This is a genomic window from Nocardia sp. NPDC049935, from assembly GCF_055586645.1.
In genome coordinates this window covers 35,405-52,225 of sequence record NZ_JBVJHV010000007.1, presented here as the reverse complement: position 1 = coordinate 52,225, position 16,821 = coordinate 35,405, and the positions used below count along the sequence as shown (strand labels likewise).

14 protein-coding genes are annotated in these 16,821 nt (G+C 68.8%); 2 read left to right on the top strand and 12 right to left on the bottom strand.

Features of this window, described 5'->3' with window-relative positions; genetic code table 11:
* Nucleotides 1-58: 58 nt before the first annotated feature.
* From ACZ6SF_RS25100 to urtA, 12 genes are all read right to left on the bottom strand, one after another.
* Nucleotides 59-541: an MTB12 C-terminal domain-containing protein gene (locus ACZ6SF_RS25100; RefSeq protein ID WP_466065022.1), complete on the bottom strand. Its 483-nt coding sequence runs from the start codon at nt 539-541 to the stop codon at nt 59-61.
* Nucleotides 542-779: 238 nt separating this feature from the next.
* On the bottom strand, nt 780-1,235 hold the full coding sequence (locus ACZ6SF_RS25095; RefSeq protein WP_466065020.1) for a hypothetical protein: 456 nt from the start codon (nt 1,233-1,235) through the stop codon (nt 780-782).
* 104 nt (nt 1,236-1,339) lie between these two features.
* Complete coding sequence (locus ACZ6SF_RS25090) at nt 1,340-2,566, bottom strand: cytochrome P450 family protein (RefSeq protein WP_466065019.1); 1,227 nt, start codon at nt 2,564-2,566, stop codon at nt 1,340-1,342.
* A complete protein-coding gene (locus ACZ6SF_RS25085) occupies nt 2,563-3,837 on the bottom strand; it encodes a cytochrome P450 family protein (RefSeq protein WP_466065017.1) in 1,275 nt (424 codons plus the stop codon). Before ACZ6SF_RS25085 ends, ACZ6SF_RS25090 begins: the two co-directional genes overlap by 4 nt.
* Nucleotides 3,838-4,294: 457 nt before the next feature.
* Nucleotides 4,295-6,037 carry an allophanate hydrolase gene (gene atzF, locus ACZ6SF_RS25080; RefSeq protein WP_466065016.1) on the bottom strand — a complete coding sequence of 581 codons (1,743 nt, stop codon included), beginning with the start codon at nt 6,035-6,037 and terminating at the stop codon, nt 4,295-4,297.
* Nucleotides 6,034-9,690, bottom strand: a complete 3,657-nt coding sequence (gene uca / locus ACZ6SF_RS25075) for an urea carboxylase (protein ID WP_466065014.1) — start codon at nt 9,688-9,690, stop codon at nt 6,034-6,036. The genes atzF and uca overlap by 4 nt, the downstream gene beginning before the upstream one ends.
* A 50-nt stretch (nt 9,691-9,740) precedes the next feature.
* Nucleotides 9,741-10,442, bottom strand: coding sequence for a GntR family transcriptional regulator (locus ACZ6SF_RS25070; protein WP_466065012.1), 702 nt, complete (start codon nt 10,440-10,442; stop codon nt 9,741-9,743).
* Between the two features lie 10 nt (nt 10,443-10,452).
* Nucleotides 10,453-11,145, bottom strand: a complete 693-nt coding sequence (gene urtE, locus ACZ6SF_RS25065; RefSeq protein ID WP_466065010.1) for an urea ABC transporter ATP-binding subunit UrtE — start codon at nt 11,143-11,145, stop codon at nt 10,453-10,455.
* Between the two features lie 3 nt (nt 11,146-11,148).
* Nucleotides 11,149-12,012, bottom strand: a complete 864-nt coding sequence (gene urtD / locus ACZ6SF_RS25060; protein ID WP_466065008.1) for an urea ABC transporter ATP-binding protein UrtD — start codon at nt 12,010-12,012, stop codon at nt 11,149-11,151.
* Entirely contained in the window at nt 12,009-13,127 is a 1,119-nt protein-coding gene (gene urtC / locus ACZ6SF_RS25055; protein ID WP_466065006.1) for an urea ABC transporter permease subunit UrtC, read from the bottom strand. Before urtC ends, urtD begins: the two co-directional genes overlap by 4 nt.
* A complete protein-coding gene (gene urtB, locus ACZ6SF_RS25050) occupies nt 13,124-14,011 on the bottom strand; it encodes an urea ABC transporter permease subunit UrtB (RefSeq protein WP_466065004.1) in 888 nt (295 codons plus the stop codon). Before urtB ends, urtC begins: the two co-directional genes overlap by 4 nt.
* 4 nt (nt 14,012-14,015) lie before the next feature.
* Entirely contained in the window at nt 14,016-15,317 is a 1,302-nt protein-coding gene (urtA, locus tag ACZ6SF_RS25045; protein WP_466065003.1) for an urea ABC transporter substrate-binding protein, read from the bottom strand.
* 282 nt (nt 15,318-15,599) lie between these two features.
* Here urtA and ACZ6SF_RS25040 point away from each other — a divergent pair, with 282 nt between their 5' ends.
* Together ACZ6SF_RS25040 and ACZ6SF_RS25035 are read left to right on the top strand one after the other, a co-directional pair.
* The gene (locus ACZ6SF_RS25040; protein ID WP_466065001.1) at nt 15,600-16,202 is read left to right on the top strand and encodes a ClpP family protease; all 603 of its coding nucleotides are present in this window, start codon (nt 15,600-15,602) and stop codon (nt 16,200-16,202) included.
* Nucleotides 16,199-16,789, top strand: a complete 591-nt coding sequence (locus tag ACZ6SF_RS25035; RefSeq protein WP_449994976.1) for a ClpP family protease — start codon at nt 16,199-16,201, stop codon at nt 16,787-16,789. The genes ACZ6SF_RS25040 and ACZ6SF_RS25035 overlap by 4 nt, the downstream gene beginning before the upstream one ends.
* The last annotated feature ends 32 nt before the right edge of the window (nt 16,790-16,821 follow it).

The following is a 16,821-nucleotide window of genomic DNA, read 5'->3' as shown; positions in this document are numbered from 1 at the left end:
GCGGCTCCCCGCGGCAGGCGCCGGCGGGGAGCTACCCGGATATCGGTGGTGCGGGGAATCAGTAGCCGAAGCTGGGGTTACCCGAGCACTGCATGGCGGCGCAGGTCTGCTTCCAGTCGAACTTCCACAGGCCACCGTCGCGGATGTAGAAGTACTTGTTGTTCTGCGCGGGGAAACCGGCCATCAGGCCGTGCATGGTGACCGACATGGAGTTACCGCTGACCTGCACCGGGCCGATAGCGCGGCCCTGGATGGAGAAGAAGTCCATGGTGGAGCTGTTGGCCATCACCCGTTCGAGGGCCGGGCGGGCGGAGGGGCCGTTGTAGCTGACCTCGACCTTGGGGTCCATGGCGATATTGGGGTTCCAGAACGCCGCGAACTGCTTCTCGAGCTGCAGCAGGCTCGGGGTCGCGGCGCTGACGTAGAGATCCGAGGCGGAGGAGTCCCGGATGGAGACGTCGGCCGAAGCGGGTTGTGCCATACCCAGTCCCACGAGCGCGGCGAGGATACAGACGGTGGCGAATCTGATGAATCTGGACATGACGGCAGGCCCCTTCCGACCAACGTGCTGAACGCTGCGGCGGGGGACGCGGGCGGTGTCGGGTACCGCTCGGCTGGTCCGCCGACGCAGCCCGGCCGGCAATCGCACAGCGAAGGCCGCCCGGGTACGCAAAACGCTAGCGGGAGCGGATTAGGTTAGTCAATCCTAACCATGAATATGGGGTGTGAAGTGTGCGGTATTCGGACCTCGCCGAGTATGGCCGGGTGGGCGGTATGGGTCAGGGGACCACGTATTCGGCGCTGCAATCCCCGTAGGTGTAGTTCTGGTCGGAACCGTGGTTGGACGCGCTCAGGACGAGCGCGATCCGGCCGGGCTCGGTGGTGACGCCGGGAATCGTGAGGACGGTTTCCGGGCCCTGGACGCGGGCGTTCTCCTCGGCGACGCCGCTGCGCCCGGTGTCGAGATTCGCCCAGGTGACGCCGAATCGCTGGTCGTACCCGGCCTCCGACGCGGCGTCGGTGTACATCCTGAGATCGACGGATCCGGATACGCCGGGGGTCGCGGTCACCTTGCTGCCGGCGGTGACGGAGAAGTCGTCCGGGGTCGGATAGGTGAAGCCGCACAGGGTGTCTTCGGGGGCGGCGTGGGCGGCCGGTGGTCCGGCGATAAGACCCAGGGACGTAATACACGCTATGGCAAAGGGTTTCGCTGCCCGTGACGCATATCTGCTCATGGGACGAGGGTATTGCGAAACCGGTCGCGCTGTAGAGCATTCGGACAAACGGACCATTTAGCGTGTTTCCCGCTACCGGTCCCCACAGCGCGACCGGGCCCGGGTCACAGGAATACCGGCAGGGAACGATGTCCGTTGGTGACCAGGCTCGGGACGTTGCCCAGCGGGTCGCCGGGGGCGAGACGCATATCGGGAAAGCGTGCGAAGAGCGCGGGGAGCGCGACCGCGGCCTCGAGACGGGCCAGTGGAGCCCCGAGGCAGTGGTGGACGCCGTGGCCGAACGCGATATGGTCCTTCGCCGGGCGCGCCGGGTCGAAGAGATCCGGGTGCGCCGGATGGACTTTCGGATCCCGGCCCGCGCCGGCCAGGCCGGCGAGGACGGCCTCGCCCGCGGCGATGCGGTGCCCGCCGGGCAGGTCGATATCCTCGAGCGCGAACCGCATCGGCATATGCGCGATCGGAGGTTCCCAGCGCAGGGTCTCTTCGATGATGTCGGTCCACTCGAGCTGTCCGGCGGTGACCGCGGCCCGCGATTCCGGATGGGTGAGCAGGGCGTGGACGGCGTGGTCGAGCAGGTTCGCGGTGGTCTCGTGACCGGCGACGATGATGAGCAGCAGGGTGTCGCCGAGTTCCTGTTCGCTGAGTTTCGAACCGTCCTCGTCGTGGGTGGACATCAGGACCGTGGTGAGGTCGTCGCCGGGGTTGCGGCGCTTGTGGTCCAGGAGTTCGTGCAGCACGGCATAGAGGCCGGCGAAGTTCGCCTGGGCCTCGAGAGGGGTGAGCGTGGTGTCGAGAGTGCCGCCGGCGTAGGTGCGCAGGGCCGCGGACAGTTCGGCGGGTACGCCCATCAGCTCACCTATCACCCGGATGGGCAGCGCGCAGGCGAACCGGTCGCGCAGGTCGGCGGGCTCGTCGGCGGGTGTCGCGGCGAGCTCGGTGAGCAGGTCGGCGGTGATCGCCTCGATACGCGGGCGCAGGGATTCGGTGCGGCGGTGGGTGAACGCGGGGGCGACGAGTTTGCGCAGGCGGCGGTGGTTCTCGCCGTGAGCGGTGAGCAGGTTGGCGACCGCGACCCACGGCCACATCACCCAGTCCTGCGGGATCTCGCCGGTATGCATGGCCGGCCAGTGCCGGTGGGCGTCCTTGGACACCCGGGCATCGGTGAAGAGCAGTTTCAGCAACTCCGCGTCGATCACCGACCAGGCGGGCACCCCGCCGGGCAGCGCGATCCGGGTCACCGGCCCGCGCTCACGGATACGCCGGATCTCGGCGTGGAAATCGGCGCCGGCGGGATCGAGAACCAGTGGGTCGGTGGACTGTCCCTGGGTCATCGGGTTGCTCCTGTCATCGGGGTCAGGGGAGCGGACGGGGGAAAGGCGACGGGTAGCGCGCCGAGAGCCCGGTGGAACAGGCCCGGTCGCCAGGCCAGCTGTTCGGCGGGGACGGCCAGCCGCATCTCCGGTAGCGCGTCCAGTAGCTGGTCGACGGCCTCACCGGCGATGATCCGGGCGATGTTCTCGGCCATACAGGCGTGGACGCCCTGGCCCCACGCGAGATGGGAACGGTTACCGGTGCGATCGCCGCCCGCGATCTGCGGGTCGGCGTTGCAGGCGGCGATGCTGATCACCACCGGCCGGTCGGCGGGCAGCCAGGTGTGGCCGACCAGGATCGGCTGGCGCGGATAGGAGGTGCAGAAATTCGGGAGCGGTGGATCGGTGAACAGCACCTCGTCGATGGCGTCGCGGGTGGACAGCGAACCGCCGAGCATATGGCTGCCGAACCGGTCGTCGATGAGCATGAGCCGCAGTGTCGTGGTGATCAGCGAGGTGGTGGGCTCGGTGCCGGCGGCGTACACGAGCGCGGCCTGCTGCACCATCTCCATATCGTCGAGCCCGGACTCGTGCTGCATCATCCAGGACGTCACATCGGCGGCGGGGCAGGCGCGTTTCTGGCCGACCACCTCCATCAGCGCTCCGGCGAACCGCATATTGCCCTCGGCGGCGGTCTCCGCGGAGGTGGCGTCCAGGATGGCGGCCATACCCTCGAACGCCGTCCGCCCGGTCTCGGGCGAGAGGCCCATCAACTCCGTCAGGACGGCGAACGTCAGCGGAAACGCGTACTGGGCGCGCAGGTCCGCGGCGCCGTTCTCGCAGAAATCGTTGATCAGCGGGATCGCCATCCGTTCGATGGTGGCGCGCAGGGTGTGCTGGTCGACGGCCTCGAGGCCGGCCACGATGGGTTGCCGTAGTCGCGTGTGCTCGGGACCCGAGGACCGTAGCGCGTTGGGGCGGTACTCCATCATCGGCAGCAGGGGGCAGTCCTCGGCGACGGTCTCCTGCCAGCGGCGCGGGTCGGCGGGGAAATGGTCGGGGTCGTGCAGGATCCGGAGGGCTTCGCGATAGCCGACCACTAGGGTCGCGGGGACGCCCGGGGCGAGGTCGACGGGGACCAGTGACCCGAAACGGCGTCGCATATCCCGGAAGGCGGCGTCGGGGTCGGCGGCGAATTCGGGGGTGTAGAGAGGAATCCTGGTTTCGTCGGGGGCCAGCGGCGAACCCTGCATCGACGGCGGCGTGGGTGGGGCGGTGGGTGACGACGGCATGGCTACCTGGTTCCGGACGCGAACGGGCGGGTGGTCGTGGAGTGGGTCCACGTCGGTAATCGTTCGGTCCGGGGCGCGGGCACCCTGCTCGCGTGGCGTCCGGGAAATCGCGGGTGCCGCGGGACGGCGGCGGTGGTCACTGCGCCGGCCACGGCCCGCGGACACGGCGTTATCGGCAACGGGCGCAACGGAATCCCCTCGGCACGGCGGTATTGCCCGTGAAGTGTATTCCGATGCTTAGACTTACGAAGGATTGGGGTGGCGCCGATTCGCGCGGACAGCGCAGCGGCCGGTGGAGCGAGTCCGGCAACTCGCTCCACCGGCCGCTGTGATTCGCAGGACGGCGTATGAGGACGTGACCCTCGGCGGCCGGCTCATCGCGCCCCTCATCGGTACGGTGGGCCGGTACTTCGCCTTCGCTGCGAAGCGGTGATCGGGACTCCCGGACGGGCCGGTGTCACCGATCGGCGTTCAGATAGTTCCGCCACCCCCCGTACTCGGTGATATCGGTGGCGTCACGTGATGATTCGTAGTCGCAGGCGAAGCCCGTCACCCACTCCCCGGAATCCAGTTCGACCTTGCCCAGTGTCATGGGCGCGGGCAGGTTGCTCAGAAAGGCGCCGAGCGCGGCGGGGGAGAGGCGATACAGTTCGCCCGGTAGCGAGGCGCCCGCGTCGGCCCCGACCCGGAGCATCCCCGGTTTCGGCGGTGTGGCGGGCAGGGCGACCATTCGATACGCCGCCGCGGTGGCCACCTCGCCGAGAAAGCGCGCCTTCGCGCTTTCCAGCTGGTGGTGCAGGGGCAGACCGCGCAGATGCGCGCCGACGACGAGCAGTTCGGTGCCCGTCTCGGTGAGCAGCGGTGCGGGTTCGTCCAGCAGCCGGGCGGCCAGATCGATACCGACCTGATCGGCGAAGGCGGGGGTGATCAGCATGACGCCGAACGGGTCGCCGTCGGTGGTCTCCTCGCCCGGTACCGCGACCCCGGCCAGGTCGAGAAGGTTGCAGAAGTTGGTGAAGGTGCCCATCCGGCTGTTGATCGCCACCGGTTCCGCGGCCACCTCGTCGAGCGTGGGGTGTTCGGTGGTGGTGGGGAGCAACAGGGCGGGATAGTCGGCGAACAGGTCGCGGGCGGCGGCCGCCGCGTGGGCGAGGCGGCCGAGATCGGTGACGTAGGAGTGGGCGGCGGGGATCTCGCCGCCGCCGATGATCGCCGCGACGACCGGATCGGCGCCTTCGGGTGACGCGCTGAGGAATTCGCCCACCGCGGCATAGCGCTGGGCGACGATGGCGCCGTCGTAGAGGAGCCGGGCGGCGTCGAGGAGTTCGGTGATATCGACGGTCGCCACCGCGCCGCCGCTCGCCCGCCAGCGCTCGACGGTGGCGTCGAACGCGGCACGGTAGGCGGGGGTGAGGGAAGTCAGGTTGTGGTCGGCGGGGATCGCGAGGGTCGTCCGGGCGGGGGCGCCGAGCGGGGTGTCCGCGGGCCAGGCGCGGGAGCGGGAATCACCGGTATCGGGGCCGATCATGGCCCGGGTGACGGCGGTGGCGAGGGGGAGGTCGCGAGCGAATACGGTGACCGCGTCGTAGTCCGGGCAGGCGGGGACCACGCCGGTGGTCGGCACCAGGCCGAGGGTCGGTTTGATGCCCACGATGCCGTTGAGCGCGGCGGGCACCCGGCCGGATCCGGCGGTATCGGTGCCGAGCGCGGCGTCGGCGATACCGAGGGCCACTGCGACCGCGGAACCGGAGCTGCTGCCGCCGGAGACCCGGTCGGGGAACAGGGCGTTGCGGACCGGACCGTAGGGGCTGCGGGTACCGACGAGGCCGGTGGCGAACTGGTCGAGATTGGTTTTGCCGAGGACCAGCGCGCCCTGTTCGGTCAGCCGTGCCACAGCGGGGGCAGTGCGCTCTGGCGTGGTGGCGAAACCGGGGCAGGCGCAGGTGGTGGGGATACCGGCGATATCGATATTGTCCTTGACCGCGAGCAGTACCCCGGCCAGCGGCAACCGCTCACCCTGGGCGAGCCGGGCCTCCAGGGCGGCGGCCTCGGCCAGCAGGTCGGCCTCGGCGCGCAGGGTGATCCAGATTTCGGGCCGGTCGGTCTCCCGGATGCGGCGGTAGGCCCGGGTGACCTTCTCGGTCGGGCCGACCGGCGCATCCGCCGCCGGTTCCGCTAGCGGAAGTTGCTCCATGGTCATGCCGCTCCTTCGGTTTCGATGGCCACCAGGGGTGCGCCGGTTGTGACTTGATCGCCTGCCGCGACGGTGATCGCGCGGACCGTACCCGAGACCTCCGCGACCACCGGCAGCTCCATTTTCATCGCCTCGAGGACGAGCAGGGTGGCGCCGGCCTCGACCCGGTCGCCCTCGGCGACCTCCACCCGCCAGACATTGGCCATCATGGGGGCGGCGGCGAGGTGGGCGCCCTCGGGCAGGTTCGGCTCGTCGGCCTCGGGTTCGACGACGTGATCGTCCTGGGCGTCGAATTCGCCGTCGGCCTCCCAGCGCTGCCGTTCGGCGGTGAAGGCGGTCCGGCGGTGTTCGTCGGTGGCGGCGATATCGGTCGCGTTCCGGGCCAGGAAATCGAGATGTTCGGCGAAGGCGAACTCGGTGGTGGTGCTCCGCATCTCGAAACGTCCCGCCGACATATCGGCGCGCAGGTCGAGCAGTTCCTCGGCCGAGACCGGGTACCAGCTGATCTGGTCGAAGAACCGGAACAGCCACGGTTTGCCGGATTCGAACGGGGCGCGCTGACGGTAGCCGGACCAGATCGGGACGGTACGGCCCACCAGCTGGTAGCCGCCGGGGGATTCCATGCCGTACACGCACAGGTATTTGCCACCGATACCGACCGCGTCGGAGGGGGTCCAGGTGCGGGCGGGGTTGTATTTGGTGGTCGCCAGGCGGTGGCGGGGGTCGAGCGGTACGGCCAGCGGCGCGCCGAGGTAGACATCGCCCAGGCCGAGCACCATATACGTGGCGTCGAAGACGATCCGGCGCACGTCCTCGATACTGTCGAGACCGTTGATCCGCCGGATGAACTCGATATTCGACGGTAGCCAGGGCGCCTTCGAGCGGACACCGTGACCGTATCGTTCGATGGCCGCCACGATGGTGGGGTCGTCGAAGGAGAGCGGGAGTTCGATCCGGCGGCTGGGCACCCGCAGGTCGGCGGTATCGGGGATATCGTCCTCGAGTTCGCCGAGCAGGCCGACCACCGAACGCTGGTCGATGATGCCGGGATCGAAATGCAGGTGCAGCGACCGCACGCCGGGGGTGATATCGATCAGGCCGGGAATGGAGGCCTGTTCGAGGCGTTCGCTCAGCGCGTGCACCCGCATCCGCAGGCCCAGGTCCAGTTCCATCGGACCGTATTCGATGAGCACGTTGTCGTCGGCGCCGCGCAGGTATTTGACCTCGGGGGTGCCGGTTCCGGCCTCGCGCCGGCCTAGGACACCGTCGTCTTCTTCCCGTGCGCCGAGCAGTTCCGGGCTGCCGGCGTTGCGGCCGCGGGCGGCGGGGGAGGACCGCAGCGGGCCGGTGCGGTCGTCGGCGACCGGTACGAAGCGGACCTGGTCGCCGGGCCGCATCTGGCCCAGTTTCCAGCGGTGCGCGGAGACCACGGTGAGCGGGCAGGCGAAACCGCCCAGGCTGGGGCCGTCGGGGCCGAGCAGGATGGGGGTGTCACCGGAGAGGTTGAGCGCGCCGACGCTGTAGGGGCAGTCGTGCAGGTTGGACGGGTGCAGTCCGGCGTCGCCGCCGTCGGTGCGCGACCAGGTCGGTTTCGGGCCTGCCAGCCGCAGGCCGGTGCGGTTGGCGTGGGCCTGCACCTGCCAGGTGGATTCGTAGAACTGCCCGATATCGGCGGGGGTGAAATAGTCGGGTGCGGGCTGCGGGCCCTCACCGACGCCCACGTACCAGGTGTGGCCGAATTCGGGGCGCTCTTCGGCGGGAATCGGGGCCGGGTCGAGCAGACCGCCGGCGTCGGGTTTGATACCGAGGATGTCACCGGTGGCCACGGCCCGGCCGGTGATACCGCCGAACCCGCCGAGGGTGAACGTCGAAGCGCTGCCGTGGTAGTCGGGGGCGAGGATGCCGCCGCGGACGGCGAGGTAGGTGCGCAGACCGGTATCGGTGGGGGCGCCGATATCCACGACCGATCCGGCGGGCACCGTCACCGGCTCCCACATCGGGACCGGCTCGTCGTCCACGGTGACCGTGGCCTCGGCGCCGGTCACGCAGATGACCGTGGTGTCGGTGCAGCGCAGCCGCGGACCCAGCAGGGTCGCCTCGAGGCCGTTCTCACCGAGCGAGTTCCCCACCGCGTGATTGGCGAGCTGGAAGGACAGATCGTCGAACGCGCCCGACGGCGGGATGCCGACGCTCCACAGGCCGAGCCGGCCCGGGAAATCCTGGATGGTCGTGGACACTCCCGCGCGCAGCACCTCCAGCCGGGGCCGGATGGTGGCCAGGCTGCCGAGGGTCGCGGTGGTGTGGCGGGCGTCGAGCATGGGGGAGCTGGTCGCGGCGGCCCGCAGCTGGGGCAGGTTCGTGGTGATACCGAACATGCGGGTCTCGTCGAGTGCGGCGCGCAGCCGGTGCAGCGCCTCGGGGCGGCTCTCGCCGGAGGTGATGATCTTCGCGATCAGCGGGTCGTAGTAGGGGCTGATCTCGGTGCCGGTCTCGACCCAGGTCTCCACGCGGGCGGTGGTTTCGGGGATCTCGACCCCGGTGAGCGTGCCGGCGCCGGGGCGGTAGTCGTTGCCGGGATCTTCGGCGTAGACGCGGGCCTCCACGGCGAAACCGCTGATCGGCGGGCCGGCGTCGGGAACCGCGTCGAGGAACGCCGTTTCCCCACCGGCTAGCCGCAGCATCCACTCCACCAGATCGACGCCCGTGACGGCCTCGGTGACCGGATGTTCCACCTGCAGGCGGGTGTTCACCTCCAGGAACGACGCCTCGCCACGGTCCACGTCGTAGATGAACTCGACCGTTCCCGCCGACCGGTAACCGACCTCGCCGAGCAGTTTCCGGCTCGATTCGAGCAGCCGTTCGCTCACCGCGTAGGGCAGGCCGGGCGCGGGCGCCTCCTCGATGACCTTCTGGTTGCGGCGCTGCAGACTGCAGTCGCGGGTGCCCAGCGAGACCGCGCGACCCCGGCCGTCGCCGAAGATCTGCACCTCCACATGGCGGGCGCGGGCCACGAAACGCTCCAGATACACCGCCGAGGAGCCGAAGTTGTTCTGCGCCAGCCGGATCACGCGCTGATAGGCCTCGGTGAGTTCGGCGGGGCCGTCGCAGGCCGCCATCCCGATCCCGCCGCCGCCCCCGGCCGCCTTGAGCATCACCGGATAGCCGATGCGCCCGGCCTCCGCCAGCGCTTCGTCGAGCCCGGAGAGGATGCCGCTGCCGGCGACCAGCGGTACCCCGGCCTCGGATGCCGCCTTGCGGGCACTGTGCTTATCGCCGAAGAGCCGCAGATGGTCGGCGGCCGGGCCGACGAACGCGATCCCGGCGGCCTCCACCTCCGCCGCGAAATCGGCGTTCTCGGACAGGAACCCGTAACCGGGATGGATGGCGGTGGCACCGGTGGCCAGCGCCGCCTCGATCACCGCCTCGGCGCGCAGATAGGACTCGGCGGCGGGCGCCGGTCCCAGCCGGACCGAGCGATCGGCCATCCGCACATGCCGCGATCCCTCGTCGGCGTCGGAGAACACCGCGACCGTGTCGATCCCCAGCCGCCGGGCGGTGCGCAGGATGCGGCAGGCGATCTCACCGCGGTTGGCGATCAGCAGGCATTCGGGCAGGGGCGTATGCAGTGGCGTATACAGCTGCGGGGCGGTCTCGGTCACGGTCGGTCCTCTCGGCGTGGACAGTGCGGCTACCGGGGTAGCCGGGAGTTTCAGGTCTTGGTCGCGCGGGCCATCCGGGTCAGCTGGAGTACCTGACCGGCGCGGTCGGCCACCACGCGGCGGGATTGGTCGATATGGGCGAGGAGCTGCTCACGGGCGCCGGTGAGGTCGCGGTCGAGGACGGCCTCGCCGATGGCGATGTGTTCCTCGATGGTCGCGAGCATGCGGTCGGGCGTGAGGTAGTCGAACATCCGGACCGGGCGGATCCGGGCGTTCACGGTTTTCAGGGCGTCGGTGAGGGCGTGATTGCCCGAGGCGTCCAGCAGGACGGTGTGGAACTGTTCGTCGGCGATGACGAAACCGGCGTCCGGGTCGGGGGGTGCGGTGCGGAAGGCCCGCCAGCGGTCGATCTCGGGTCCGAGGACCGCGCGATCGTGACCCAGTTCGGGGTCGTCGAGGACGCGGGCGATGCCCTGGACCTCCAGCGTGATCCGCAGCTCGTAGTAGTCGCCCAGGGTGTCCAGGCGCGGGCGGTAGGGGAACAGGCCGGTGTCGTGGCGGTCGACCAGGCCGTCGGCCTGCAGCCGGGCCAGCGCCTCGCGCACCGGGGTGCGCGAGACACCGTAGCGTTCGGCCAGCCGTTCCTCGCCGAGCCGCTCGTCCGGCGCCAGCGCCCCGGCCATGAGTTCGTCCCGCAGCGCTTTGTACACAGTGTCGCTGCGTGATTCGCGTTTGCTCCGTGGTTCGGTCACGACGCGCAGCCTAAAGAGTCATGGCGGCGCGGACGGTGTCGACGGCCTCGGCACCACCCTCCCCGCTCGAGGTCACCCGGCCGCTTTCCAGTACGTAATATCGTTCGGCGGCACGCAGCGCGAAACCGATGTGCTGTTCCACCAGCAGCACCCCGAGACCGCCCCGTTTCACCAGTTCGGTGATGGTGTTCTCGATCTCGGCCACCACCGACGGCTGGATGCCCTCGGTGGGTTCGTCGAGGATGAGCATGCGCGGTTCGGTGATGAGGGCCCGGGCGATGGCCAATTGCTGGCGCTGGCCGCCGGACAGCAGTCCCGCGCGGCGGTTCAGCAGTTCTTTCAACGCCGGGAACAGATCCAGCTGCTCGTCGATGAGCGCCGCGCCGCGTTTGCGGCCGTCCGCCACCACCCGCAGATTCTCGGCGGTGGTGAGGTGCCCGAAGCACTGCTGCCCCTGCGGGACATAGGCCAATCCGCGTTTCACCCGGGCACTGGGCCGCAGCCCCGTGATATCCGCGCCGTCGAACCGGATCCGGCCGCGGCCGGTTTTCACCAGCCCGACCGCCGCCCGCAGCAGAGTGGTCTTCCCGGCCCCGTTATGGCCCATGATCGCGGCGACCCCGTCGGCCGGGACCTCGATCCCGACCCCGTGCACGACCTCGGTGCGCCCGTAGCCGGCGTGGACGTCGATGAGTTCCAGCATCGCCTACCCTCCCTGTCCGTTGGTCTTCGCGCGCTGTGCCGCCGCGTCCGGCCCCGGCTCGTCCGAGGGGCCGGGTTCTGCGGCGGTGCCCAGATACGCCTCCTGGACGGCCGGATCGGCCTGGACCTCGGCCACCGACCCGTCGGCCAGGACCGCGCCGCGCGCCAGCACCGTCACCGACGTGGCGAAATTGCGCATGAAGTCCATATCGTGTTCGACGACCACCACGGTGCGTTCACCGCCGATACGCCGCAGCAGGTTCCCGGTCTCCTCGCGCTCCTCCTGGCTCATCCCGGCGACCGGTTCGTCCAGCAGCAGCACCGAGGCGTTCTGCACGAGCAGCATGCCGATCTCGAGCCACTGCTTCTGACCGTGCGCCAGCGTGCCGGCGAGGTTGTCGCGCAGTTTCGTGAGCCCGATGGTCTCCAGCGCCTGCTCGATGGATTCGGAGACCTCGGCCGGGCGGCGGCGCAGCATGGTCCATACCGACCGGCCCGCGCCCGCCGCGATATCGAGGTTCTGCAGTACCGAGAGTTCCTCGAAAACGCTCGCGGTCTGGAAGGTGCGGCCCACGCCCAGACGGGCGATCTGATGCACCTTCTTACCGAGCAGTTCCACCCCCGATTTGGTGACCGACCCGGTGGCCGGCACCAGCCCGGTGATCGCGTCGATCATGGTGGTCTTCCCGGCACCGTTGGGGCCGATGAGGAATCGCAGATCGCCCTGGAACAGGGTCAGATCCACATTCGACACCGCCTTGAACCCGTCGAATTCGACGGTCAGCCCGCGGACCTCGAGATAATCGCTGTGCATACCGGCGTTGCCGCCGGCGACCGGTCCGGCCACGGTCGTCGTCTGCTCGGTCATGACACTCCTACCGGGGTAGCGGGTGCGGGTTCTTTCGCCGGACCGGCCGGTGGCGCCGGGTCCTCCTCGTCGGTCCGCCGTTTCCGGCGAATCAGCGCGAACAGACCGGCCAGACCCGCCGGGAAGAAACCGACCACGACGATGAAGAGCACGCCTTGGGCGTAGACCCAGCCGGACGGGAAATTCTCCGAGAGACTCGTCTGCGCCCACGCGACCGCGATCGCGCCCAGGACGGGGCCCAGCAGTGTGGTGCGGCCGCCGATGGCGACACCGGTCAGGAAGGCGATCGAGGGCACGATCCCGATATCGGCCGGGGAGATGATCCCGACGATCGGCACGAACAGGGCGCCGGCGATACCGGCGAACAGCGCGGCCACCGCATAGGCGACCACTTTCACATTGGCCGGGTCGTAGCCGAGGAACCGCACCCGCTCCTCCTGATCGCGTACCGCGACCAGCAGTTCGCCGTAGCGGCTGTACATCAGCTGCCGGGTCACCGCGACGATCACCAGCAGGGTGGCGGCCGCGATGAAGAACAGCAGCCGCCGGTTGACCGGGTCGTTGAGGGCCAGGCCGAAGAAACTGCGGAACCGGTTGAGGCCGTTACTGCCGCCGGTGGACTGCTGACCCACCAGCAGGATCGCGAACGCCGCGGCCAGCGCCTGCGACAGGATCGCGAAATACGCGCCCTTGACCTTGCGTTTGAACACGCCCAGGCCCAGCAGCACCGCCACCAGCGGCGGGATGATCAGGATGCCCAGGATCGTGACCAGCGGCGAGGCGAAGGGCGCCCAGTATCCGGGCAGTTCGCGGATACCGGCGATCTGCATGAAATCCGGGACGTCGTCGCCGCGCAATTCGGCGTCGGCGATCTTCAGATGCATGGCCATGATGTAGGCGCCCAGCCCGAAGAACACGCCCTGGCCCAGGGTGAGCATGCCGCCCCGGCCCCAGGCCAGCCCGATACCGACGGCGACGATACCGAAGCACAGGAACTTGCCGAGCAGATTGAGCCGGAAATCCGAGAGCACCGCGGGCGCCACCGCGAACAGTACGACGGCGGCGATCGCGAACCCCGAATAGGCTTTCCAACGAGTAGTGAGGAACTCTTTCACACCAGACTCCTCGACCGGATCATGAACAGTCCCTGCGGGCGGACCTGCAGGAAGATCACGATGATGACGAATACGATCACCTTCGCCACCGAGGCGGTGGTGCTGTATTCGATGAACGAGTTCAACAGGCCCAGTGCCACCGCGGCGATCACCGCGCCGCGGATCTGGCCCAGCCCGCCGATGACCACCACCAGGAAGGCGTCCACCAGATAGGCGGCGCCGGTATTGGAACTGGTGGAGCCGATCAGTGTCAGTGCCACCCCGGCCACCCCGGCCAGGCCGGACCCGATGAAGAAGGTGGTGATATCCGTGCCGCGGCTGGAGATCCCGCTGGTCTCCGCCAGATCGCGGTGCTGGACCACGGCCCGGATACGCCGGCCCATCGCGGTGTACTTCATGGTCACCGCGATGGCCGTCACGCACAGCACCGCGAGCAGCATGATGAAGATCCGGGTCTTGGGGACCACGGCCCCCAGGATCTCCACCCCGCCACCGAGCCATTCCGGAGTCACCACGCGGACCGCGGGTGCGCCGAAGATGTCCCGGGCCGCCTGCTGCAGGATCAAGCCGACGCCGAAGGTCACCAGCAGGGTGTCCAGCGGTCTGTCGTACATCCGTTTGATCAGCGTGACCTCGAGGGCCACGCCCATGAGACCGCCGACCAGGAAACCGATGAACAACGAGACGATCAGTGAGACCTCGGCGTTGGCGACCAGGTATTCCTGCACCGTGTAGGCGGTGTAGGAGCCGGCCATGATGAACGCGCCGTGGGCCATGTTGATCACGCCCATCTGACCGAAGGTCAGCGACAGCCCCAGGGCCGCCAGCAGCAGGATGGAGCCCAGGCTCAGGCCGGTGAACAACTGCCCGATCAGTGCTTCCATGGAATCAGCCCCCGAGTCCCTCGGCCCACGAGTAGCCCGCCAGGTACGGATCGGGTTCGATGGCCTCGCCGGAATCCCACACGCTGTAGATCAGGCCGTCGGGCCGGATCTCGCCGATACGGGCGGTTTTGGTGATGTGGTTGTTCTCGCCGTTGATGGCCACGGTGCCCTCGGGACCGTCGAAGGTGACCCCGCCCGCGGCCTTCTGCACATCCGGCACCGCGAACGACTGCGCCTTCTCCACGGTGTTCTTCCACAGGTAGACCGAGACGTAGGCGGCCTCCATCGGATCCGAGGTCGGCTTGTTCGCGCCGTACTTCGCCTTGTACGCCTTCACGAAGGCGTCGTTCTCCGGGTTCTTCACGGTCTGGTAGTAGTTCCAGGCGGTGAGCTGGCCGGCGATGTTCTGCACACCGATACCGCCGACCTCTTCCTCGGCGATCGATACCGAGACCACCGGCATGTCCTGCGGGGTCAGGCCGACATTCTTGTACTCGCGGAAGAACGCGACATTGGAATCGCCGTTGAGGGTGTTGAACACCGCGTCGGCGTCGGCCGAGCGCACCTTGTTCACGATGGTGGAGAAATCGGTGGAACCGAGCGGGGTGTAGTCCTCGCCCTTGATCTCCATCCCGTTCGCCTCGGCGTAGGCCTTGATGATGCGGTTGGCGGTCTGCGGGAAGACGTAGTCGCTGCCGACCAGGTACAGCGATTTCACGCCGCGGCCCTTGAGATAGTCGAGGGCGGGCACGATCTGCTGGTTGGTGGTGGCGCCGGTGTAGAAGATGTTCTTCGACGATTCCAGGCCCTCGTACTGGACCGGGTAGTAGAGCAGCGCGTTGCGGTCCTCGAACACCGGCAGCATGGCCTTACGGCTCGAGGAGGTCCAGCCGCCGAATACCGCGGCGACGCAATCGCTGCTGATCAGCTTCTCCGCCTTCTCCGCGAAGACCGTGGGCTCGGAGGCGCCGTCCTCGCCGACCAGCTGGATCTGCTTACCCAGCACGCCGCCCGCGGCATTGATCTCGTCGACCGCGAGTTTGATGGAATCGCGCACGGTGACCTCGGAGATCGCCATGGTGCCCGACAGGGAGTTCAGGGAGCCGACCTTGATGGCGGGGCCCGCGGTGTCGACGCAGGAGGTGGCGTTCGAGCCGGCCTGGTCGGAGGCGGAACTACCGCACGCGCTGACCGCCAGCGCGGTCGCGCACAGGGCGGCCGGCAGGGCGAGCAGGGTGCGTGCGCGCCGGCGCGGCCGGCGGTTCGCCGCAGCTGTTGTAGGTGCTTCGGATCTGGCTGCATTCATGACCGTACGGCCTCCACTCAGGAAAGGTCAGCCCGCTGACTTCACTGCATTCGTCGTTGTATACAGCGGCGTATACGAGGAATTACGGTAAGGACGCCGTGTTTCGGTGACGTATCGCAGCGTGAATCTCGAGTATCGAACCGCCGAGCGGTCGCGGGGTCGCGACCGTGAGCGGTTCCGGGGTCGCTACCGCCGAGCGGTTCCGGTATCGCTGCTGAGAGCAGATCCGCTGACAGCAGCGCGCACTCCCGTTCGCCGGTCCGGTCCGGCAGCGTGAAAGGCATGGCTCACGACGACAAATCTCCGCTGTTCGGCTGGCGCGCCCGCGAACAACTGCTCGCCCGCCGCGTCCTGGTACTCGACGGACCACTCGACGACGACAACGGCACCCTGCTGGCCACCCAGCTGCTCACGCTGGCCGCCGAAGACGGCGACGCCGCCGTCTCGCTCTGGATCCATTCCCCCGGCGGTTCGGTTCCGGCGATGCTCGCCATCCGCGATGTGATGCGGCTGGTGCCCTGCCCGGTCTCCACGCTGGCGCTCGGGTTGGCCTGCAGCGCCGGGCAGTTCCTGCTCTCCTCGGGCACCCCCGGCCGGCGTTTCGCGCTACCGCACGCCCGGATCCTCATGCATCAGGGCTCGGCGGGTATCGGCGGCTCCACCGTCGATGTCGAGGTGCAGGCCGACGATCTGCGCTACACGGTGGAAACCGTGCTCGGGCTGATCGCCGCGGATACCGGACAGCCCTACGACCGGGTCTACGAGGATTCCCTGCACGACCGCTGGTTCAGCGCCACCCAGGCGAAGGAGTACGGCTTCATCGACCATATCGTCGGCGAATTCGGCCAGGTCGTCCCGCAGCGGCAGCGGGTGGGGATCTCATGAGCACCTACACGATTCCCAATGTGATCGCCCGGCATCCGCAGGGGGAGCGGATCACCGATATCTACTCGCATCTGCTCGCCGAGCGGATCGTCTACCTGGGCACCCCCATCGACTCCGGGGTGGCCAACGCGCTCATCGCCCAGCTCCTGCATCTGGAATCGGAGAGCCCGGGCCAGGAGATCGATTTCTACATCAACTGCGAGGGCGGTGACCTGTCGTCCATGCTCGCGGTCTACGACACCATCCAGCACATCGGCGCCCCCGTGCACACCACCTGTGTGGGGCAGGCGATCGCGGTGGGGGCGGTGCTGCTGGCCGGTGGCGCTCCCGGTCACCGCGCGATGCTCCCGCACGCGCGGGTGGTGCTGCACCAGCCCGCGGCCCGCGGACAGGGCGCGATTCCGGATCTGATCCTGCAGGCCGATGAGCTGGTGCGGATGCGGGCGGAAATCGAGAACATCCTGTCCCGGCATACCGGCCGCACTCCGGAACAGCTACGCCACGACACCGACCGCGACCGGGTGTTCACCGCCGCCGCGGCGGTCGACTACGGGCTCGCGGACAGGGTGCTGACGCCGCGCGCCTGAGCGCACTCGGCCGGGAGTGCCCGGTCGGTACC

Coding starts and splice junctions, on each gene's coding strand:
- ACZ6SF_RS25100 (WP_466065022.1), bottom strand. CDS start 541: ATGTCCAGATTCATCAGATTCGCCACCGTCTGTATCCTCGCCGCGCTC.
- ACZ6SF_RS25095 (WP_466065020.1), bottom strand. CDS start 1,235: ATGAGCAGATATGCGTCACGGGCAGCGAAACCCTTTGCCATAGCGTGT.
- ACZ6SF_RS25090 (WP_466065019.1), bottom strand. CDS start 2,566: ATGACCCAGGGACAGTCCACCGACCCACTGGTTCTCGATCCCGCCGGC.
- ACZ6SF_RS25085 (WP_466065017.1), bottom strand. CDS start 3,837: ATGCCGTCGTCACCCACCGCCCCACCCACGCCGCCGTCGATGCAGGGT.
- atzF (WP_466065016.1), bottom strand. CDS start 6,037: ATGACCATGGAGCAACTTCCGCTAGCGGAACCGGCGGCGGATGCGCCG.
- urtE (WP_466065010.1), bottom strand. CDS start 11,145: ATGCTGGAACTCATCGACGTCCACGCCGGCTACGGGCGCACCGAGGTC.
- urtD (WP_466065008.1), bottom strand. CDS start 12,012: ATGACCGAGCAGACGACGACCGTGGCCGGACCGGTCGCCGGCGGCAAC.
- urtB (WP_466065004.1), bottom strand. CDS start 14,011: ATGGAAGCACTGATCGGGCAGTTGTTCACCGGCCTGAGCCTGGGCTCC.
- urtA (WP_466065003.1), bottom strand. CDS start 15,317: ATGAATGCAGCCAGATCCGAAGCACCTACAACAGCTGCGGCGAACCGC.
- ACZ6SF_RS25040 (WP_466065001.1), top strand. CDS start 15,600: ATGGCTCACGACGACAAATCTCCGCTGTTCGGCTGGCGCGCCCGCGAA.
- ACZ6SF_RS25035 (WP_449994976.1), top strand. CDS start 16,199: ATGAGCACCTACACGATTCCCAATGTGATCGCCCGGCATCCGCAGGGG.